The 20,603-nt window shown below is 33.8% G+C and carries 18 protein-coding genes, 2 pseudogenes and 2 other annotated features; of the genes and pseudogenes, 10 read left to right on the plus strand and 10 right to left on the minus strand.

Annotated features, from left to right (window positions below):
• The first annotated feature begins 405 nt into the window (after positions 1-405).
• Together AC1M36_RS07720 and AC1M36_RS07725 are read left to right on the plus strand one after the other, a co-directional pair.
• A complete protein-coding gene (locus AC1M36_RS07720) occupies positions 406-1,143 on the plus strand; it encodes a ZIP family metal transporter (RefSeq protein WP_336452468.1) in 738 nt (245 codons plus the stop codon).
• Between the two features lie 78 nt (positions 1,144-1,221).
• Positions 1,222-2,922: a pyruvate oxidase gene (locus AC1M36_RS07725; RefSeq protein WP_336452469.1), complete on the plus strand. Its 1,701-nt coding sequence runs from the start codon at positions 1,222-1,224 to the stop codon at positions 2,920-2,922.
• A 46-nt stretch (positions 2,923-2,968) separates the two neighbouring features.
• Here AC1M36_RS07725 and AC1M36_RS07730 read toward each other — a convergent pair.
• A pseudogene (locus AC1M36_RS07730) lies at positions 2,969-3,549 on the minus strand (ABC transporter permease subunit); the annotation flags it as partial.
• A 440-nt stretch (positions 3,550-3,989) separates the two neighbouring features.
• Here AC1M36_RS07730 and AC1M36_RS07735 point away from each other — a divergent pair.
• The 4 genes and pseudogenes from AC1M36_RS07735 (at position 3,990) to AC1M36_RS07750 (ending at position 7,441) form a co-directional block, all read left to right on the plus strand.
• Positions 3,990-4,541, plus strand: coding sequence for a helix-turn-helix domain-containing protein (locus AC1M36_RS07735; RefSeq protein ID WP_336452470.1), 552 nt, complete (start codon positions 3,990-3,992; stop codon positions 4,539-4,541).
• A 34-nt stretch (positions 4,542-4,575) separates the two neighbouring features.
• Positions 4,576-5,931, plus strand: a complete 1,356-nt coding sequence (locus tag AC1M36_RS07740) for a tyrosine-type recombinase/integrase (RefSeq protein WP_336452471.1) — start codon at positions 4,576-4,578, stop codon at positions 5,929-5,931.
• Positions 5,932-6,052: 121 nt separating this feature from the next.
• A pseudogene (locus AC1M36_RS07745) lies at positions 6,053-6,996 on the plus strand (site-specific integrase); the annotation flags it as partial.
• Positions 6,968-7,441 carry a hypothetical protein gene (locus AC1M36_RS07750; RefSeq protein WP_336452472.1) on the plus strand — a complete coding sequence of 158 codons (474 nt, stop codon included), beginning with the start codon at positions 6,968-6,970 and terminating at the stop codon, positions 7,439-7,441. The pseudogene AC1M36_RS07745 and the gene AC1M36_RS07750, both read left to right, overlap by 29 nt.
• Positions 7,442-7,736: 295 nt before the next feature.
• On the opposite strand, the gene AC1M36_RS07755 is transcribed toward AC1M36_RS07750, so the two are convergent.
• Entirely contained in the window at positions 7,737-8,393 is a 657-nt protein-coding gene (locus AC1M36_RS07755) for an HAD family hydrolase (RefSeq protein ID WP_336452644.1), read from the minus strand.
• 229 nt (positions 8,394-8,622) lie between these two features.
• Positions 8,623-9,633 carry a ketoacyl-ACP synthase III gene (locus AC1M36_RS07760; RefSeq protein ID WP_336452473.1) on the minus strand — a complete coding sequence of 337 codons (1,011 nt, stop codon included), beginning with the start codon at positions 9,631-9,633 and terminating at the stop codon, positions 8,623-8,625.
• A 142-nt stretch (positions 9,634-9,775) separates the two neighbouring features.
• Here AC1M36_RS07760 and fabZ point away from each other — a divergent pair, with 142 nt between their 5' ends.
• Positions 9,776-10,213, plus strand: coding sequence for a 3-hydroxyacyl-ACP dehydratase FabZ (gene fabZ / locus AC1M36_RS07765; RefSeq protein ID WP_336452474.1), 438 nt, complete (start codon positions 9,776-9,778; stop codon positions 10,211-10,213).
• A 336-nt stretch (positions 10,214-10,549) separates the two neighbouring features.
• Here fabZ and AC1M36_RS07770 read toward each other — a convergent pair whose 3' ends face one another.
• Positions 10,550-12,430 carry an FtsX-like permease family protein gene (locus AC1M36_RS07770; protein WP_479845716.1) on the minus strand — a complete coding sequence of 627 codons (1,881 nt, stop codon included), beginning with the start codon at positions 12,428-12,430 and terminating at the stop codon, positions 10,550-10,552.
• Between the two features lie 11 nt (positions 12,431-12,441).
• Entirely contained in the window at positions 12,442-13,209 is a 768-nt protein-coding gene (locus tag AC1M36_RS07775; RefSeq protein ID WP_336452476.1) for an ABC transporter ATP-binding protein, read from the minus strand.
• Between the two features lie 287 nt (positions 13,210-13,496).
• Here AC1M36_RS07775 and AC1M36_RS07780 point away from each other — a divergent pair, with 287 nt between their 5' ends.
• Positions 13,497-13,625, plus strand: coding sequence for a hypothetical protein (locus AC1M36_RS07780; RefSeq protein WP_336452477.1), 129 nt, complete (start codon positions 13,497-13,499; stop codon positions 13,623-13,625).
• Positions 13,626-13,688: 63 nt separating this feature from the next.
• Here AC1M36_RS07780 and thrS read toward each other — a convergent pair whose 3' ends face one another.
• The 5 genes from thrS to AC1M36_RS07805 all read right to left on the minus strand — a co-directional run bounded on the left by thrS (position 13,689) and on the right by AC1M36_RS07805 (position 19,610).
• Positions 13,689-15,617, minus strand: coding sequence for a threonine--tRNA ligase (gene thrS, locus AC1M36_RS07785; RefSeq protein ID WP_336452478.1), 1,929 nt, complete (start codon positions 15,615-15,617; stop codon positions 13,689-13,691).
• A 45-nt stretch (positions 15,618-15,662) separates the two neighbouring features.
• Positions 15,663-15,891: a binding site (T-box leader), on the minus strand.
• 36 nt (positions 15,892-15,927) lie between these two features.
• Positions 15,928-16,156 (minus strand) — a binding site (T-box leader).
• A gap of 131 nt (positions 16,157-16,287) precedes the next feature.
• Positions 16,288-16,995 (minus strand): 23S rRNA pseudouridine(2604) synthase RluF, encoded by a 708-nt coding sequence (gene rluF, locus AC1M36_RS07790; protein WP_336452479.1) that lies wholly within the window; start codon positions 16,993-16,995, stop codon positions 16,288-16,290.
• A 220-nt stretch (positions 16,996-17,215) separates the two neighbouring features.
• Entirely contained in the window at positions 17,216-17,836 is a 621-nt protein-coding gene (locus AC1M36_RS07795; protein WP_336452480.1) for a YdbC family protein, read from the minus strand.
• A gap of 14 nt (positions 17,837-17,850) precedes the next feature.
• Complete coding sequence (locus AC1M36_RS07800; protein ID WP_479845717.1) at positions 17,851-18,735, minus strand: PhzF family phenazine biosynthesis protein; 885 nt, start codon at positions 18,733-18,735, stop codon at positions 17,851-17,853.
• Between the two features lie 53 nt (positions 18,736-18,788).
• Positions 18,789-19,610 carry a nucleotidyltransferase family protein gene (locus AC1M36_RS07805; RefSeq protein ID WP_420792357.1) on the minus strand — a complete coding sequence of 274 codons (822 nt, stop codon included), beginning with the start codon at positions 19,608-19,610 and terminating at the stop codon, positions 18,789-18,791.
• A gap of 140 nt (positions 19,611-19,750) precedes the next feature.
• Here AC1M36_RS07805 and AC1M36_RS07810 point away from each other — a divergent pair, with 140 nt between their 5' ends.
• Together AC1M36_RS07810 and AC1M36_RS07815 are read left to right on the plus strand one after the other, a co-directional pair.
• Entirely contained in the window at positions 19,751-20,032 is a 282-nt protein-coding gene (locus AC1M36_RS07810; protein WP_336452483.1) for a hypothetical protein, read from the plus strand.
• The gene (locus AC1M36_RS07815; protein WP_336452484.1) at positions 19,998-20,543 is read left to right on the plus strand and encodes a hypothetical protein; all 546 of its coding nucleotides are present in this window, start codon (positions 19,998-20,000) and stop codon (positions 20,541-20,543) included. Before AC1M36_RS07810 ends, AC1M36_RS07815 begins: the two co-directional genes overlap by 35 nt.
• The last annotated feature ends 60 nt before the right edge of the window (positions 20,544-20,603 follow it).

Consider the following 20,603-nt stretch of genomic DNA (forward strand, 5'->3'; position numbering starts at 1 on the left):
TTCAATATATGTAATTCGAATTTTAAACCTTGACTAGCATATACTTTTTTAAGTAAGAGCTATTATTTTATAGGAGTGATCCCGATGAAGCACTTCATAATAATTTTCAGTTCTATTTTGATAGCAAGTATGCTTTCCGACCTAATATATTTCCTTATCGATCTTAACTATAACCTGTTTATTGATAAATTTGACTTCTCATTATTCACATTGGATTTTATAATTTTTTTAATCATCTTTTTACCGATATACTTTATGCTACATAAATTTCTATTCCGAAAATAGATATACACCAACAATATAAAAGCTCCTTGCTCCTTCAACTTACCTTCTAACAAATTGGACTAATCCCTTTCTTATCATAGTAAGCTGGAAATAAAGGTTATAAAAATGGAGTGTGGTAATATGGAACGGTTATGGATCCCGATGATCGTTACGTTTTTTTCATTTGGTGGGTTATTATTAGGTGGTGCTGTTGGACTTGCTACGCGCCAACTTATTGAGGAAAAAATGCACCGTTTATACGCGCTATGTGGCGGCATTTTATTTGGATTATTATCATTAGAAATCATTCCAGAAACTTTTTCAAGCTATGAAGTTATTGGTCCTATACTTGGAATTACTCTTGGTATATTAATTATGAGTTTACTAGATAATCATTGCCATCACCCTATCATACATAAAAAAGACCAGCAAGCATGGCAAACTTTTTTATTTCTTTCCTTCGCTATTTTTATTCACAATATGCCGAGCGGATTTGCATTAGGAGCTGCCTTTACAAGTCATAACGAAACTGCTATTCCTTTCTTATTTGCGATTGTTATACACCATATTCCAGAAGGATTAGCTTTAATCATTCCTTTTCTCTTTACACAACATAAATATATTTCATTTCTATTAACGATTTTGCTATTATCAATTATCCTCGGCACTGGTACACTCTTTGGAATTATGATGAACGGGAAAGCAATTCACTTGCAAGGACTCATAATGGGGAGTGCAATCGGTTCTTTAGGATATGTGACAATACATGAGATGTTATGGAAAGCGAAAAAACACCTTTCTCCTTTCCCCTTCCTTTCTTGGTCTATTAGTGGTTTTTTACTCATAACCGTTTTTACTCTTTTCACTGACCATCATTAAAATAGGGCCTCATTTTTTGTATATTTTTCCTATTTATCCAAAACATAAGAGTATCTCAATGCACAAGGAGGATCTATTATGTTTCGTAAAACAGCAGGTGAAGCCCTTGTTGATTTGCTTATCGAATGGGGTGTTGATCACATTTACGGTATGCCTGGGGATTCAATCAATTCTATTATTGAACCGCTTCGAAAAAAACAAGACAAAATTAAATTCATTCAAGTTCGCCATGAAGAAGCTGGTGCTTTAGCGGCCGCTTCCTATGCAAAATTAACTGGTAAACTCGGTGTTTGTATGGCGATTGCTGGACCTGGGGCGATTCACTTATTAAATGGATTATATGACGCGAAACTAGATCAAGCACCCGTTCTCGCAATTACAGGACAAGTGGAATCAGATTTACTCGGAACTGGATTCTTCCAAGAAATAAACTTAGAAAGAATGTTTGATGATGTGGCTGTGTATAATCAACGAATTATGTCAGCTGAACAACTCCCTGCGGTTGTAAACCAAGCCATTCGTATGGCGTATACAAAGAAAGGTGTATCCGTTCTTACTATACCAGATGATATTCCGAAGTTTGAAGTGGAGGCCGGTGCACGTATAACAAGCTCTTCTTTTACATTACCCGAACTCTTTCCGCAAGAAGAGGATCTAAAGCTGGCAAAACGAGCGCTAAATGAAGCGAAAAAACCTGTTATTTTAGCTGGAAAAGGAGCAAAACATGCGAAGGAATCTTTACTTGCATTTGCAGAACATATTGGTGCTCCAATCGTTTTAACACTTCCAGCAAAAGGGATTATTCCCGATGAACACCCTCTTTGTCTCGGTGGATTAGGATTAATTGGGACAAAACCGTCTTACGAAGCAATGAAGCATGCAGATACATTAATCATGGTTGGTACTTCTTATCCGTTCACTGGTTTTTTACCCGAAAAAGCAAAAACGCTTCACATTGATACGGACCCTGCACAAATCGGAAAGCGTTATGCGACAGATATCGGCCTAGCTGGTGATGCAAATAAAACATTGAAGTGGTTTTTAGCAAATGTAGAAAAACATGAGGATCATTCATTCCTAGAACATCATCAAGAACTGATGAAAAAATGGGAAGAAAAATTACATAACCAAGAAGAAGACTCTTCTATTCCAATTAAACCACAAAGAGTTATGCATGCTCTGCAACATGTTGCTCATGATGATGCCATTTTATCAGTAGACGTTGGGAATGTCACAGTATGGGCTGCCCGTCATTTTCGGATGACGAATCAACAATTTATCATCTCTAGTTGGCTAGCTACACTCGGATGTGGTCTACCTGGCGCAATTGCTGGACAACTTGCTTATCCAGATAAACAAGTCTTTGCAATTTGTGGTGATGGTGGATTTGGGATGACGATGAATGATTTTGTTACTGCTGTTAAATATAAATTACCAATTATCGTTGTTGTATTAAATAACCATAAAATCGCCATGATTAAGTTTGAACAAGAAGTAATGGGAAATGTTGAGTTTGGTACAGACTTAACAAACCCTAACTTTGCAAAATATGCAGAAATATGCGGTGGAGTTGGTTACCGTGTTGAACATATCGATGAATTACTTCCTGCTTTTGAAAATGCAGTTAAGCAAGATAAGGCTTGCATTATTGATGTTGTAGTAGATGTAAATGAAGCACCTATGCCTGCCAAAATTACATTTGGGCAGGCAGCAGGTTATACGAAACATATGTTAAAAGAGTTATTTGAAGAAGGAAAAATTGATTTACCACCTTTGTAAAATCAAAAAAAGATAGATGAAAACAGATTGTTCTCATCTATCTTTTTTATTTAGATACTTCTTGATAGAAGGAAAAATCTTCTCTTTCACTTTTCATCTGCTTTTCAACTTTTTCTTCTTTCTTTTCCACTTTCTTTCTTCTCAGATTTCCTATTCCAATCGACCCTTGCAGACTATTACTAATAAGATTTCCTGTCAAAATCGTCAGGCTATAGAAAAACATCGGTATAAGAACGATCCAAGTATGCGTGGTCAAATGACGAAAATTTTTTCCAATTAACCCTGTCCACTCCTTCGTTACACTATCTACATCTCCGCTATATGATATCGTTCCTCCAAAGAACAATTGAAGTAAACCAAGGTGCATAAGAAGCAGCAACATACTAACAAATTGCTGGGCAACAAGTAAGAAAAAAGATGGTACAAGATGAGGCCAAACATGGCGACATAATCGATGCCATTTACTCCCCCAAGAACAGTTGCTGCCATCATAAACTCTTCTCGTTTTACACGCTGCACCTCTTGCGCTGTATACAGCATAACAGTCGGAACAGCCAAACATGTGAGAATACTAATTTGAAACAGAACTCGTATTGTGAAAGGAGCTGGAATAGTACCATTTTCAAAGAATACATACCATTGCAGCAAATAGTTGCAAAAAAGTAATCCCCCACCACTTTCCAACTCGAAACAACATAACATTTCTCCTTCCCTAATCCTTAGTTTAATTTTACGAAATATTTAAAAAGTTCAAAATGTATTTTGTAGATTTGAAAGGAAGTTTTTCAAAATATTTTCACCAACATAATAAATGAACGTTAATCTGTAAAACTAAATAAGTGTTTTTAACCATGATAGTTATAACGTCAATATTTTTATAAAATGTTACACATCATATAATTATTAGTACATCACTTGTTAGAGAGTGGTGTACTTTTTTGCTTTAAAAGACCTTTTACATGACCTCATGTACTACCACAACAAAAAATAGATTTACTACAGCATTCATTTTTCGTCTAATTAAAATAGAATATTCCGGAAATAAAAAAATTATATGAGGTGTATTTATGAAAATATACACAGTAAAAGAAGTATCATCTCTCTTAGGTAAACATGAAGAGACGATTAAACGGTGGATACGTTCTGGAAAGCTACCTAATTCATATCGCAATAGCGATAAAGAAGGTTGGCGAATCCTAGAAAGTGATTTACCGCATATTACACAGAACATTCTTACAAAAGAAAGATCTCACCAAGAACCCCACACAAACTCATTTATAAATGAAGAAGATATGTTAGTAAAATTAGCATATGAAGCAGTTACACTAACTTCACCTACGAACGAAATTCATTCTATCCTTTCCGTTGTTGGAATTAAACGCACTTTAGAAATACTGCTCATTATGCAGCAATCTGCTACAAAGGTTAAAAATCCTGATGGGTTTATTAGAAAAGCGATTCGTAAAAATTGGACTCCAACTTCTCTTCCTGTTAAATTACCTAAAAAACAAAGCAAACGTTTATCAGAGCTTACGCAACAAGATTACAATACAATGCAAAGTAAAGAAGAAAACACATATCAACCCAAGATTCCACTTTATAACTGGTTAGAAGATTAATTATATATAAAATTGCCGAAAGGTGGTTTGTATAATGAGACAGGGATTTTATTATATGTACCGTCCAAAAGGTGTTGAGAGTCGGTACAAGCTGTTGGTATTTGATAGTAATAATGAGCCATTCTTACCTTTAACAAACTTTTATCAAGATTGTAGTGGAAGAATATCAGAAAGTTCAGCGTTGTCTTATTTACAATGTCTTTTATCGTTCTTTTATTGGTTGGAGAAGCACAGTAGTTATCAAGGGAAATCTGTAATGTGGAATGACCCTTCAGAAGCAATAAGAATTGCTGTTGAAGATTATTTAATGAATGAAATGGCATGTAAGATAAGAGAGAAAGATTCTTTTCAAATTGTGAATCGAACAAAGAAAAGTCTAAATACTGTAAATCGTTTTCTATCCGCCCTAAAATCATTCTATAAATCTCTTATCCGTCTCAAACAATATGATTACTCCAATCCATTAATTGATTATCAAGCCATTTTAAACGAACATAAAAGAAGTAATGATGATGGTGTGAGAAAAGATAAACCTCGTATGCCACAAGAAGCAGGAACAGAAGACCCTATCCCACATCGAAGATTAACAGATTCTTATTTTAAACTCATTAATGAAGAATGGAAGCCTGAAATTATTGATGACCCATACCTTCCTCATCAAGTATACCAAGCAGGAAAAAAGGCGAATTGGTCATTACGGGAAACAGTCATTGCTCGTATGTTATTTGAAACAGGAGCAAGAGCGTCAGAAGTCATAGAATTAACAATTGGGGACTACCGTTCTCGAAACTCTTTTCAAGAAGTGAGAACGTTTAATAAAGGGAGTTATGGTCGTAGAGTGAAGTTTCTTCGTTTTAGTAAAGATACAGTAAAACTCCTTGAGCGTTATATCAATCAAGAACGCAAAAACTTTGATTCTTTCCAACAAAATTTTGATTCTTTATCCGATGAAGCACCCATGTTCCTTACAGAACAAGGAACACCTTTGACTTATGAAGCGTGGTATTATCATTGGAACAAAGCGATTAAAATGATGGATATAAAATTAAATCCCCACAAAACAAGACACTGGTTTGTTACAACAAGAATGCGTGAGATTTATAATATTTCTAAAACAGGCGCAGAAATTTCTCAACGTAAAAATGAACTTATCAAATATATGAAATGGAAACAAGAGGACACCATCAAGGTATATGAGCATTATTTCGATGAAGAAAAACATCGAGAATCACATGATCAAATGTTAGAAAATATGGCAAATCGAGAAAAAGAATACAAAGAACATCAAAAAACTAAACGTTCAAGAAAGCCGAAGCTTACATTGTTGGAAACAGAAAAAGAAATGGAATTAGATGAAAATATACAAGATTTATTGAATGGATTGGAGTGAAAAAATGAAAACAACTGCAAAGGTGGCTCCCACCTCTCCGTTTTATACGGAATTATTAGATAAAGTTGATAAAAAAATTCTTCATTTGCAAGATACAAGTGGTGTCTTTCTCTTAGATAAATTAGGTGCAAGATTAAATGAGTTATTACAACTCAGTAATACAAAACAATGTATACGAAAAATTAAAGTAAACGAACAAAAACGTGTTTCTTTTTATGCTGTTCCTAAAGGACGAGATACACCAGAACCTTTTTATATTAGTAATCAAACTGCGAAACTCATACAAACTGTCGGCATGATGCTTCGAGAACATTACAACAATAATAAGATTCCAAGTGTGAAATATCGTTATCATAGAAATCACCTTTTTCCAGAACCAAAACCATACTTTTTTCAATACAACTATAAAGCATTGAAGGAAAATGCCATTAACTCATGCATTCGTTTCTTACTTCACGGATTACGATTTGAAACACAAGAAGGAAATCCAGTTGTTGTAAAAACACACTTACTACGTCATGCGTTTGCTACAGAAGCTGTGCAGCGCCAAAAAATGCCGATTGATATTGTCGCAAAGCTATTACACCAACGAGATATAAAGGTAACAGGGTATTATTCTGAACCTACATCCAGTCAAATTGCTCAATCTGTTTCTGATTTGCATGATATTATTGCTGATTATGTTGATGTAGATGTGTAGATGAAGCTATCCTTCGTAGTCCAGAGGAACTTCAAAAACAACTTGAGGAATACAAGGAGAAAGTAGGAGTGTTTAACAATGTATTGGGAGGGACTTGTGTCGAAGATGCTGTATGTCCTATAAAAATGCAATGTCTAGGATGTCGAGCGAAAATCCCTCAACCCGAAAAAAAGAATGAATTACAAGAAGTCATTGAACTATCTAAAGATATGGAGAAACGATATGGTTCATTGGGATTAGATATAGAAGTAAAAAAAGCAAGAACTATGAGAAAATATGCAAGAAATGAATTGAAAGAAATCGAACTCATTGAACAATATCAGGAGGAACAAAAGTATGAACCAAACATTCGATTCGACAAGTAAACGAGATTGGCTCAAAGATGTTCACCAAATTCGAAAAAATCGTTCGGTCAAGTTAGGAAAAAGAGCAATTGATATATTGGTACATGAGAACCTCCCTGTTACACTCAAAACTATATCAGAGAAATCTAAAGAAATTGATGTAGAAGGAAAAGGGATTCACCCTAATACAATTACCACTAATCAAGAATTGAATGACTATTATAAACAACATAGTATAACGTACAAGCAAAAATTACATGCCAACAAGTCTATTCAAAAGAGCTACATTGAAGTTAACACTATTGATCATCGACGTATCAGCACAGAACGTAATCTAAAGAATGTAAAAGTGAAGTATATGAAGTTATCTAAAAAAGAACTTGTGCAACGTTTAATCCAGGCAGAACAATACATTGCCGAAAATAACAAAACATGGGTAACTCGACACTTTGAAAAATTTAAGTAAAAAACACTTTATATCAATAGTGATTAGGGTACCCACATTTCGGGAATTTCGTATACTAAGACATTTTTGGGAATTAAAAACCTTGATTTTTCTACGTTAAGCAGAAGAATCAGGGTTTTAATTTCCCAATAACGTAATCTTAAACTAAAGTACTCGTTAGTCCAACAACGATTTAGTCATTAAACATCTTTTCAATATTATTAAGTTCTATCTTTTCTTCTTGTCGATAATCATTATTATTGTTTTTACTCATTATAAAAATATTATAAAGTAAAACAATTTCTGATTATGTTTACTATATTAAACAACTTAATAATCTATTAAAAGAATTGATTTCGGCATATGGTTTTATTTCGGTATCATTCTTGATCATATGAGGATTGAACCATATGCCCTTTATATTTGCATTTTGACAACCACTAATATCCTTTTCTATGTCATCTCCAACGAATAATGTAGCTTCGGGTGGCACATTAAGCTTATTTAATGCTAATTCAAATATGCGTTTATCAGGTTTACTAAATCCCACTTCTTCAGAAATAATTATTATATCAAAACAACTATTTAAATTAGTGTTAATTATTTTAGCTTTTTGTCTCTGAGTTGTACCATTTGTTATAATTGCAACTTTAACTTGCATCTTTATAGTATTTAAGATATTAATAGTATTTTGGTTTATAGAAAAACAATTAGGGAAATTATTATTCCAAAAATCTTGAATGTAATTGCGTGGCAATCTATATTTTGGTGGAAATTCATCGAAAAATGATTCCAAAACTTTTGTTTTATCACTATAGCCATAGCTTCTTTTATCGTACCCTTTGAATTTTTGTAACATTTCATTTTTTTCTGAAAATTCAACATCCTCATAACACTTTTCTAAAATCATTAAAAACATTTTATCTACTGCTTTATCCCTATTAAGTAAGGTATCATCTAAATCAAATAGCATTGCTTTATAACCTTTCAAATAACTTCACAACCTTTCAAATAACTTCACAACCTTTCTCGCATTATATAAATAATGCCCTAGTTTGCACCTTCAAACTTTTAGTTTACCAAAAAACGTCATCTTCAACTATCGCGCTCGTTAATTGAAGACAAGAAAAACTGATTTGTCAATTCGCAACCAGTTTTTAAAATCAAATTCATTTCTTTGTTAATCATTGTGCAAAAATTTATCACAACGGAGTTGGAGCATTAATTAGTTGGTCAAAATTTATTTCTAAAAGTTGTCCTGCGTGAACCAAACCACTTCCAAAACCGTACATAAGAACTCGGTCTCCATTTTTGACTTTTCCCTCACGGATTCCAAGGTCAAGAGCTAAAGGAATTGTAGCAGCAGAGGTATTTCCATAATTGACTAAGCTATAAAGTGTCTTTTCCAATGGGTATTCTAATTTTTCGCAAATTGGTTCTATCAATCTTAAGTTAGCACTATGGGGTATAAACCAATCAACTTGATCTAAACTCGTTTGTGTTTTTTCTAAAATCTTTCGTATGCTATCTGGAATATTTCTTACAACCCATCGAAAAACTTCTCTACCATTTTGTACAAGACATTGAGTATCGATTAACTCAATATCATTGACCTTTTTGGATAGTCCAGAACGATATACATGTTGTGCTCCTCTTCCATCACTTCCTAAATGAAATCCAATGAAACCGTTTGATTGTTCATCCCTTTCAACTAATACTGCACCAGCACCATCACCAAATAGAATACATGTGCTTCTATCGGTATAATCCGTAATTTTTGAGATTGTGTCTGCTCCAATAACTAATACCTTTTTGTGGAGTCCAGAAGAAATTAAACCGTTTGCTGTATGTAATGCATAAACAAATCCTGCACACGCTGCACTTAAGTCTATAGCACCTGTTTGGGTTATATGTAATTGATCCTGTATTATGCTGGAAACAGATGGGAATGGGAAATCTGGTGTGCTAGTTGCCACAATAATCAAATCTACATCTTCGACTTTTTTATTATATCTGTGCATTAAATCTTTTACAGCAGATACACATAAATCACTGGTAAATTCATCAGGACGAGTTATTCTACGTTCATGAATTCCTGTCCTTTGAATAATCCAATCATTATTTGTTTCAACCATTTGCTCAAGTTCAAAATTCGTTAATTTCTTTTCAGGTACATAGGTACCAATAGCTGTAATTCTTGCTTTTGATATCATTTGTTTCTCCCCCTTTACTATAATTATATCCAGTATTATAATCTAATATTAGTACCAGGTAATAAGTTTTGTCAATAATTTAAAATGAAAATACTGGTAATTGAATATCCACTTGTGAAAATATAAAAAAGGAGAGGGATTTATGTTCAATACTCAACAAATTAAAGAAATTATTCCACATCGTTATCCGTTTTTATTAGTTGATCGTATTCTTGAAATAGAGGAGGGAAAACGCGCAGTTGGAATTAAAAATGTTACTGCTAATGAAGGGTTCTTTAATAGTCACTTTCCAGAATATCCAGTAATGCCAGGTGTTCTAATTGTAGAAGCGTTGGCACAAGTAAGTGCAGTTATTATGTTAATGAAAGATGAAAATCGAGGGAAAATTGGATTATTTGCTGGCATTGATCGTTGTCGTTTCAAGAAACAAGTTCACCCTGGAGATCAGTTGCGTTTAGAAGTAGAAATGACAAGGGTTCGTGGTTTAATTGCAAAAGCAAATGCTGTTGCCACGGTAGATGGAGAGGTTGTTTGTGAAGCGGAAGTTACGTTTGCTCTTTACAACAATAAGGAATCCTAATGGTTTATTATAATCTTTAAATTAATGGAGCAAAAACATATTTTTTAAGAAACGAGATATCAAACAGCTCAAATAAAATTCATAATATATCGCAGTAAACCCTGTATATTTTGTTGTAGTAAATGTGGTCATTTGTAGTACAAAAAGGATAGGTAAAAGTACATACATGTGCTAATACCTATCCTTCTCTTTTGTTTTAATATAATGTATAACATTTTATGTTTATCTTTGTAAAATAAAAGAACACCTGCTTATAACTCACTTTTAATAAAAGAAATACACGTTCATTTATTATTGCTTAGAATTAAATACTATTTGTCTTTAAAGTAATAACATCTACTTTATTATTTGTTCCTTTGGCATAACCATATTCTTATACAATTGAACCGTAATCCAGTAATAGACAACATAAATAAAAAGAAAGATTCCAATTGGCATCCATACTTTTACAAACGGATCAACTAAGAAGAGACGGAATAAGTTAAGTCCTACTAAAATATGTGAAATACCAATGATAGCTGGAAAGATAAAGAGATATGAAATTTCCTTATAAATACTGCGTGACAACATACTACGGCGTACTCCAATTTTTCGAAGCATTTCATACCGACGTACATCACGAGAAGCTCCTGTTAAAATTTTAAACATAAGAGAGCTTGCCATCATTGCTAAAAAGGCAATTCCAAGGAAGAATCCCATAAACATCGTACCGCTCATGAAACTATTCATAAATTGGTAAGTTGTCATTTTCGTATATAATTCTATTTTTCCACCTGTTGCTTTTTCTACTAACTCTTTTTGTCGTTGATCAATTTCTACTAACAACGGTTTATATTTTTGTAAATCGTCTACTTGTACGAGCGTCACACTATGCTCTGTTCCTTGAACTTTTTGATAATGTTCCTCATCTGCAATTCGAACAGGCTTCCCGTTGAATTGATTATGTGTCACTTGGACTTCTCTTATAATTGCGTCACTCCAATCACTTGGCACATGTGGAATTTTACTTGCTCCCTCAGGTGCTTCCATAGATGTGTATAGAGGTTCCGTTAAAGGTTCTTTTACACGTTTACGCACAGGCTCTTTTACATTTTTTGTATCTTGATGATCAGAAATGAGCGGCGGTTTTGCGGTTAAATCTTCTCGTAAATAATAGACTGCTTCTCCATCCACTTTATACTTATAAGTTCGTTGCTCTACAATATTCATTTCCTTTAATGCGGCTGCATCTTTTTCATTCGGGTCATGAATTGTCGCATCGTAAACTCGAGAAAAATCCGTCATAATACCAACATTTTTTTGAAAGGCCATTCCAGCTGTCATCGCCCCGGCACCAAGTGCAATCAGCATCGCGACAGTCCCAAGCACCCGCGCTAAACTATTGATTCGAAAACGAAGCTGAGCATATGTAAAACTATTCAAACCGGTTTCATTTCGTTTTTTGTTACTTTTTAACCGTGTCACAAACAACGGTAACAATGAACTAAAAATAAAATATGTTCCTATCGTTGTAGCACCCGTTGCTAGTATAAAACCTATTTCACGTAACTTATCTATGTTCAATATAGAATAATATCCTGTTCCTAACAGTAACACTCCCATTACAGTAAAAATAATAACACGGCGTCTACTCTTTTCTATTGCGTCTTGTGTTTCATCTTCACGAAGTAACTCAAGTTCCGTTTTCCGAAATAACCGTATACTATTGATAAATCCAGTAATTATAAATAAGATCAAAAAGAATCCACATGTAACAAAAACTGCTGGCATATAAAATGGTGCATAGCCTTTCGCAGAAATTTCTAAACCATTCATTAAAAAATTCCCTGCTGCACTTGCAAGTAATATCCCTACAATAATTCCAATGATAATGCTGACAATCCCCATTCCAAATGTTTCAATAAATAATAACTGAGCTACTTTTTTCTTCTTTGCACCGAGCATCATATACATACCAAGTTCTTTCCTGCGCAATGTGAGTAAAAAAGAATTGGCATATACAATATAAAAGACAGTAATGAAAGAGAGTAAGACGGCACCAACCCAAAAGACAAGTCGAATACTGTTAATCATACTATTATCTTTTGTAAATTGGCTGTTAATCGCCATCGTTTGAAACATATAAAAGATACTTATACTAATAACAAGACCAACAAGTAAAACAAGATAATCCTTTAGCATTTTTTTCATACTATGACGTGACAATTTTAATAACATGCTCTCACCCCCTACTTGGATTCAGCCGCTGAGCCCATATGAGCAAGCACACCTAAAATTTCTTGATAAAAATCCTCACGTGTTCCTTGGCGTTTCAATTCTTTATAAAGTAGCCCATCTTGTATAAACAGAATCCGCTGACAATAACTCGCACTAAATGCATCATGCGTCACCATTAATATACTTACTCCATGATTTTCATGTAAATCTTGCATCGCTTCTAATAAACTTTTTGCATTTTTGCTATCAAGTGCACCTGTTGGTTCATCCGCTAATACAATAGCAGGATTATGTACTAAAGCCCGCGCTGCAGCTGTTCTCTGTTTTTGTCCACCAGAAACAGCTGATGGATACTTTGTTAAAATTTCAACAATATCTAATTTCTGTGCAACCTCATTTACTTCCCTGCTTATCTCACTTGAAGGAACTCCTTGTAATGAAAGTGGTAATGCAATATTTTCATAAATCGAGAGATTTTCAAGCAAATTAAAATCTTGGAAAATGAATCCTAGTTTTTGAGAACGAAAATCAGATAAAGCATTCCCCTTCATGGAAGTAATATCTGTACCTGCTATCGTCACACTTCCTCCTGTCGCATGATCGAGTGTACTAATTACATTAAGTAGTGTTGTTTTCCCCGATCCAGAAGGCCCCATAATTCCAACGAACTCCCCTTCTTGTATCGTAAGCGATACCCCTCTTAATGCTTTTGACTGACTTTCATTTCTTTTACCATATGTTTTCTCCACACTTTCTACAGTCACTACATTTGTTGCCATTCCCATCACTCCATCCCATTTTGTATATCATTACTTTCCCATACATTTCTTAGAATTCCCCTACGGAAATTCTTAATATTTCTTAATTTTTCGAACTTCATTTTTAATATTCTCACTTTTATCTACAATCTTCCTACGATTTATCTTACATTCACCTTACATTTTTGTAAGGTAGAAAAATAACAAAATACAATCCTACCACCTCTCCTTCCCTTAGAGACGAGCACTTCTAAATAGATTAGGCCAAACATAATGTAAAATAAGTAAGAATGGTGAGGATTAATTCAATGAAGCGTTCCGAAAATATAATGAATAAACGTCTGCGACAAATCATGATTGCTGGTTTATTCCTTATGTTACTTATAACTGCAAGGTTTGGATATATGATGTTTCTTTATGAAAACAGCTGTGAATAATTTCTTTACCGAAATAAAAAAGCACACCACTTATAAAAGGTGGTGTACTTCAGCATTTACTTTTTATACTCTATCTTTTCTATTGTAAATTTCCGCTTGTAAGCTTTCTATGAATTTATCTAGTGAAATCACTTCAGATCTTTCTTCTCCATATTTACGCACATTTATTGACCCATTCTCCATTTCTTTATCCCCTATAACAAGAACGTATGGTATCTTTTGAATCTGAGCTTCTCGGATTTTATAACCTAGTTTTTCACTACGAACATCTCGTTCGACGCGAAGACCAACGCTCTGTAATTTTTCTTCAATTTCTTTTGTATATTGTTCATGTACTAGATTAGAAACAGGAATTACCTTTACCTGAACTGGAGCTAACCATGTTGGGAATGCTCCTCCAAAATGTTCTATTAATATTCCTAAGAATCGATCGAAAGAACCTAAAACAGCCCGGTGAATCACAACTGGTCTTCTTTTCTCATTTCTCTCATCAATATAATTCAAATCAAATTTCTCTGGCATTTGGAAATCAAGTTGAACTGTTCCACATTGATGGCTTCTTTGCAAAGCATCTTTAATATGGAAATCAATTTTTGGTCCGTAAAATGCGCCATCTCCTTCATTTACTCTATAATTATAATTTAATGATTTCAGCACATTCTCGAGAGACGATTCAGCTTGATTCCATAGTTCATCATCCCCCATTGAATCTTCAGGTCTTGTCGAAAGCTCAATTTCATATTCAAAACCGAATGTTTTATAAACATGGTCAATTTGTCTTAACACTGACTTTATTTCACTTTCTATTTGTTCAGATGTTACAAATAAATGTGCATCATCCTGACAGAATGTACGTACTCTTAATAGTCCGTTTAGTGCGCCGCTAAACTCATGGCGATGTACTTGACCAAATTCACACATTCTGATTGGTAAATCACGGTATGAACGTAGTTTATTTTTAAATATTAACATATGTCCAGGACAATTCATCGGCTTTAATGCGAAACTTTTATTGTCTACTTCTGAGAAATACATATTATCTTTATAATGATCCCAGTGCCCCGATTCTTCCCACAACCCTTGATTCATCATGAGAGGAGTACGAACTTCTTGATAATCGTATTTTTGTTGTATTTCTCTTAAAAAAGACTCTAATTCATTTCGAACGATTTGTCCTTTTGGTAAATAAAAAGGCATTCCTGGTGCTTCTTCCGAGAACATAAATAATTCAAGTTCATTCCCTAGCTTGCGATGATTCCTCTTTGCTGCTTCTTCTACAAACTGCAAATAGCTTTCTAATTCTTTTTGAGAAGAAAATGCAACACCGTATACACGCTGAAGTACTTGATTATTACTATCTCCGCGCCAATATGCACCAGAAACATGAGTTAATCGAAATGCTTTTAAATAACCAGTTGACGGTAAATGCGAACCGCGGCATAAATCTATAAATTCTCCTTGTTTATAAATTGTCACAACTTCATTCTCTGGAATTGCTTCTAAAAGTTCCAGCTTTAAGTGATCATTTACATCTTGAAACAGTTTTTCCGCTTCATCCCTAGTGATTTCAACTCGTTCTATTTCCAAGTTTTCGTTAATAATATTTTGCATTTCATTTTCAATTTTAGGTAGGTCCTCTACAGCGATGCTACTTGGAAGATCCATATCATAATAAAATCCATTTTCAATAATAGGTCCTACGCCAAGTTTTACATCACCATATATTCTCTTAACAGCTTGAGCTAATATATGTGCAGCAGTATGTCTTGCAACTTCTATTCCTTCCTCTGAATCAAGAGTTATAATTTGAATTTCTGCATCTTCTTCAATATTTCGGTGTAAATCAAGTAATTGGTCATTTACCTTTCCGGCTACTGCTTTCTTTTTTAAACTAGTACTAATTGAATCTGCAATTTCTTCTAGAGTAATCCCTTTTACAAAATCTTTAGTACTACCATCTGGAAAAATAATTTCAATCATCTGTTCTCTCATTTTTATCGCTCCATTTCATAATAAAAAAGCACACTCATCCCTAATAATAGGGACGAGCGTGCTTTTACCCGTGGTTCCACCCAGATTCCCATCATACATCATCGTACAATGGCTTCTTTTGCGGTAACGCCGCTTACACGGCACTAGATACTTTGATTTTCCCCAGTGCAGCTCTAAGGTGGTAAGTTATTTCCCTGCGTTGGGAAGTTCTCAGCATTTCTTCCCTCTCTGTACAACCGTTTAAAATAACTCGTGTCCTCTTCTTCGCTTATTATGAAATTAAAAATAAAAAAGCATACTCATCCCTAATAAAAGGGACGAATATGCTTATATTCGTGGTTCCACCCAGATTCCCATCATACATCATCGTACAATGGCTTCTTTTGCGGTAACGTCGCTTACACGGCACTAGATACTTTGATTTTCCCCAGTGCAGCTCTAAGGTGGTAAGTTATTTCCCTGCGTTGGGAAGTTCTCAGCATTCCTTCCCTCTCTGTACAACCGTTTAAAATAACTCGTGTCCTTTTCTTTGCTTTTATAATAAATCCATTAATTGTTATTTAATATATCTTATTCCTTTTATTTTTGCAAGTGTCAAAAAAAGTTTTTGTTCAATAAAAAAAGGGAAACCAAAAACAATTTTCATGCTTTTTGATTTCCCCTATCTTTTTTACCAATCTTGTGGTTCATAGTTTAAGTCTGCAAATAATCTTTTTTTCTCTTTCTTCGTTAAATCTCTCCACTGTCCAACTGGTAAATTATTTAAATGGATATTCATAATTCGCGTGCGTTTTAATGTGTAAACTTGATAACCTAAAGCTTCACACATACGACGAATTTGGCGATTCAATCCTTGTGTTAAAATAATTTGGAATTCATATTTTGATAACTGTGTTATTTCACAAGGAAGTGTTTTTGTTCCTAAAATTTTAACCCCCGCCGCCATTTGTTTTAAAAATTCAGGCGTAATCGGTTTATCTACTGAAACAATATATTCTTTTTCATGTTTATTTTCAGCACGTAAAATTTCATTAATAATATCGCCATCATTCGTTAACAAAATTAAACCGTCCGAATCTTTATCAAGACGTCCAACGTGATTAATTCGTAAAGGATGATTCACTAAATCGATAATATTACCTTTAACTGCCTTTTCACTTGTACATGTAATACCTACTGGTTTATTTAAAGCGATATACACATGGTCTCTAGCAATTCGAAGCTGCTCTCCATTTACTCGCACGTCATCACCTGGTTGTACTTGGTCACCTATTTTCGCAACCTTACCGTTAATTTTTACTCTTTTTTCATTAATTAACTTATCTGCTCCGCGTCTAGATGCTTTTCCAGATTCACTAATAAATTTATTAATTCGCAAGTTGGCACATCCTTTTCTTTAAAAATTTCAAGCTCACACTGCTTCTACCGTACAATACAAAAGGGTAAGCCTCCTATTATAACTTAAATATATTAACATGAAAGAGTATATGGCGTCTTCTATTAATTTCATGTTTAAAAGAAAAGAATTCGTCTTGTTGAACGACATACCAATAATACATTCACTGTACGTCTTCTACTTTCAAACTAACTATTCATACTTAATATACAGACCATTCTTTTAGACACGCAGCTTGCTTTCCATTTATATTTTCAACATCCTCGGTTACATTAGCTAATTCATATAATCCAGGAAAAATCTCTTTCACATAACGCTGATGCGACATTTCATTTCCCCAAAAAGAAAGGACGACATAACGATTGGAGTTTTTAAGAGATCTTCCCACAACGCCGCCTAACATTCCTTCTGATTTTTCCATTCCTTTATTCCAAATTGTCTCTTGTATATGTAAAAAGTTCTCTTCCCTGCCTCTTTTCACATCACAAACTGCTGCTCTGACAAATGGAGTTTTTGCAAGTGCATTCGTAAATGGAGTAGCTTTTATATCAAATAACGTTTGAAATAACTCTATTTCACAAGATACATACGTATCCTTTTGATTGCTATTATAAAAAATTGGATCATGCATTTCATTCATAAATTTTTGATATGTATTCATGTTTTCCCATACAGTAAATACACAGGCCTCCTCTTCGTGCCAGCCTCCAAATTGTCCATGAAATCCCTTTAGATTTTGTAAAACTCTCCATTTCTCTTGCGCCTCTGAAAACAAACCCTTTTTCTCTTTTTCTACCTGACAAAATATCGTTTTTAATAACATGCCGCTCCCCCTTACTATATATTCCATATCCCTTTTGCAATGCTTGTTACTTCTCCACCTACAAAAACATCAATTACATCTTCTATTTCTTCTGCTCGAATATGTAATAATGAAGTTCGTTTTACCTCATATCCTTGTTCAACACGCAAATTTATTTTCTTTTTGTCAAAATACCGATGTTTTATTACATATGCTGCTAAACATCCATTCGAGCTACCAGTTGCTGCATCTTCCGGAATACCATAATACTCTGCAAAATCACGGACATTCAGATCATTTATTTCTTCATACGTTTCAGAGGTAAATACCATAATTCCTTTTGCTTCTCTTTTTTCGATTAGCTTAAAATATTTTTCCGTATTGATCTGAACTTCTTTTACAGCAGCTAACGATTTTAACGGCACAAGAATAACTGGTAAACCTGTTGATACTTCTTGAATTGGATATCGAAGATCTATTTGAGAAATCTCAATATTTAGTACCTCTGCAATCATATCTCTATCCAATTCTCCTCCAAATCTAGGTTCATTTTGATGCATCCATACTACATTTTTTTCATCATGAAAAGTAACTTGTATAGAACCACCTTGAAAACGTAATAGAATATTTTCAAGCGTATCATTTTGAAGAATTTCTTTTCTAAGTACAAAAGCAGTTCCTAATGCAGGGTGCCCAGCAAAAGGTATTTCTTCATTTGGTGTAAAAATACGTACATCATACCCTTCATTCTTCTGCTCTTTTGAAAGAATAAATGTTGTTTCAGCATAGTTTATTTCCTTTGCTATTAACTGCATTTCCTTACTTGAAATTTGATGAGCATCTACAAATACTGCAAGTTGATTACCTGTATACTTCCCCTGTGAAAAGACATCAACAATATAAAAATCCATCTCTCTCATTTTCCCCTTATCTATAACTAAAAAAATGAAACCCTTTTGTTTACATAATAAAATTATGTTTTGTTCCATTCGCTATTATTTATATACTGATCCACTTCTTTTAACATCCAACCTCCAAAATTATCTAAAAACGCTAAAATTTCTATTATGTCATCTATAGGATTCACTGCATATTGCAGTGCTTTCCTCATATTTTGTTCTTGCTCTGGAAAATGCTTACTGAACAACTCATACGCTGGATATAGATCTCTAGAATAAAGCCCCTCTTTATCAATTGTTAATGCTAATCCTGCTCTAACTACTATCTTCATAATCCAGCGACAACAATCGGTTATATCATCACTGCCTTTATTATGAATTAACTCTTCACAAGCTTGTTCGATTTGTAGCTGTAAATGTGTAAGATGTTCCTGAGCTAATTCTTGACCTACTTTATATTTAGGCAGCTGAGATCTTATATCTTCACCGAATATACATACTCCATGTGTTTGAATCATAAAACTTATAAAAGAAAAACGACTGGGATGTAACACGTCTTCAACAGCATAAAAACTTAATTCCACCCCAGATATACAACCAAATTTTTGAAGCAATTGTTGCTCTATATTTTCACTCCATTCCAAATCTATTTCTTCGGGCGCTTTTCGAACTAATATAATCGTATCTATATCTGCAATCCCCTCTATTCCAATCCCTCTTGGAACAGATCCTCTAATGTAAATGCTATGAAGATCATCCTGTAGCAAATGAAAACATATATCCTTTACTTCCTGTATAACTTTCAGAAAGGCTGGTTGAATATTATGGATATGTGAATCATTAATAATGTATCCTTTATCATCTACAGGACAAAAACGACCTATTTTCTTAATCATTGACAATCTATCAACTCGTTTCTATATAAAGTGTTATATACAAATTGATTATAAATCAAAAAAATCAGAATAAAAACAAAAAACCCACCTTATCATGGTACATTTGTAACATATTCACTAAATAACTGGATAAAAGGAGTATGTTGATACTGAAACTAGCATTCTCAGTAACTGACTCAACTCATATTCAGGAGATTGAAGCAGAAGGTTTGAAACTACTAAATGAATTACAAAGCTTCATACCTTTATTGCAAGAAAAGGTTACAATTCTCTCACCACCAAAAGGGATTGTATTTCACGATTTAAAATCTGCAACACAAGTTTATTCAAATATCCCTATGCCAGCTTATACTTCCCGTGATTTGATTCACATTATGCCACTGGTAGATGTATGGAAAAATATCTTTTTTATCTGTAACTGAAGGAAAAGTACTTGAGAAAGCGCAGCGATATTATAAGCAGCTTAATATACTGGATATCGCAACAATTGCTGCACATGAATTTGTACATCACGCTGAAGAATTCCATAGTGATTTTGATGAAATTGATGAAGAATCGATGTGGTTTGAAGAAGGTGTATGTTTTTATTTGCCAAGAAAACTAATAATGCCTCCTGAACAATTTAACGCAATTACGCAGGTAGAAGATGAATTAATTAGCACATATCAAGCTGAATTTAGTAATTACACTTTAAATGAATTTGGAAGGTCTGAAGAGAATGGTTCATATGCAGGGGCCTTTTATGATTATTGGCGAAGTACAAAATTGATTCGTATACTAGTAGAACAATATTTTAATAACGATATTCAAGCATTATTTTCTTGTTATCAAGAATGGGTTGAAATCAAAGAACAAATCTCACTTCATGCATTTTTTGTTCAGAAATTAAGTCTTTCCCCAATACATGCAAAGGAACTCGGATTGTTATCTTAAATAATAAATAGGACACAAACAAAGGAATCATCCTGTTTATGTCCTATTTCACTGATACCT

The sequence above is a fragment of the Bacillus sp. Medicinal_06 genome (assembly GCF_056711665.1).

What these genes read in the sequence shown, in the direction of transcription:
- AC1M36_RS07720 (WP_336452468.1), top strand. Translation starts at nt 406, where the DNA reads ATGGAACGGTTATGGATCCCGATGATCGTTACGTTTTTTTCATTTGGT.
- AC1M36_RS07725 (WP_336452469.1), top strand. Translation starts at nt 1,222, where the DNA reads ATGTTTCGTAAAACAGCAGGTGAAGCCCTTGTTGATTTGCTTATCGAA.
- AC1M36_RS07735 (WP_336452470.1), top strand. Translation starts at nt 3,990, where the DNA reads ATGAAAATATACACAGTAAAAGAAGTATCATCTCTCTTAGGTAAACAT.
- AC1M36_RS07740 (WP_336452471.1), top strand. Translation starts at nt 4,576, where the DNA reads ATGAGACAGGGATTTTATTATATGTACCGTCCAAAAGGTGTTGAGAGT.
- AC1M36_RS07750 (WP_336452472.1), top strand. Translation starts at nt 6,968, where the DNA reads ATGAACCAAACATTCGATTCGACAAGTAAACGAGATTGGCTCAAAGAT.
- AC1M36_RS07755 (WP_336452644.1), bottom strand. Translation starts at nt 8,393, where the DNA reads ATGCTATTTGATTTAGATGATACCTTACTTAATAGGGATAAAGCAGTA.
- AC1M36_RS07760 (WP_336452473.1), bottom strand. Translation starts at nt 9,633, where the DNA reads ATGATATCAAAAGCAAGAATTACAGCTATTGGTACCTATGTACCTGAA.
- fabZ (WP_336452474.1), top strand. Translation starts at nt 9,776, where the DNA reads ATGTTCAATACTCAACAAATTAAAGAAATTATTCCACATCGTTATCCG.
- AC1M36_RS07770 (WP_479845716.1), bottom strand. Translation starts at nt 12,430, where the DNA reads ATGTTATTAAAATTGTCACGTCATAGTATGAAAAAAATGCTAAAGGAT.
- AC1M36_RS07775 (WP_336452476.1), bottom strand. Translation starts at nt 13,209, where the DNA reads ATGGCAACAAATGTAGTGACTGTAGAAAGTGTGGAGAAAACATATGGT.
- AC1M36_RS07780 (WP_336452477.1), top strand. Translation starts at nt 13,497, where the DNA reads ATGAAGCGTTCCGAAAATATAATGAATAAACGTCTGCGACAAATCATG.
- thrS (WP_336452478.1), bottom strand. Translation starts at nt 15,617, where the DNA reads ATGAGAGAACAGATGATTGAAATTATTTTTCCAGATGGTAGTACTAAA.
- AC1M36_RS07795 (WP_336452480.1), bottom strand. Translation starts at nt 17,836, where the DNA reads ATGTTATTAAAAACGATATTTTGTCAGGTAGAAAAAGAGAAAAAGGGT.
- AC1M36_RS07800 (WP_479845717.1), bottom strand. Translation starts at nt 18,735, where the DNA reads ATGAGAGAGATGGATTTTTATATTGTTGATGTCTTTTCACAGGGGAAG.
- AC1M36_RS07805 (WP_420792357.1), bottom strand. Translation starts at nt 19,610, where the DNA reads ATGATTAAGAAAATAGGTCGTTTTTGTCCTGTAGATGATAAAGGATAC.
- AC1M36_RS07810 (WP_336452483.1), top strand. Translation starts at nt 19,751, where the DNA reads ATGTTGATACTGAAACTAGCATTCTCAGTAACTGACTCAACTCATATT.
- AC1M36_RS07815 (WP_336452484.1), top strand. Translation starts at nt 19,998, where the DNA reads ATGTATGGAAAAATATCTTTTTTATCTGTAACTGAAGGAAAAGTACTT.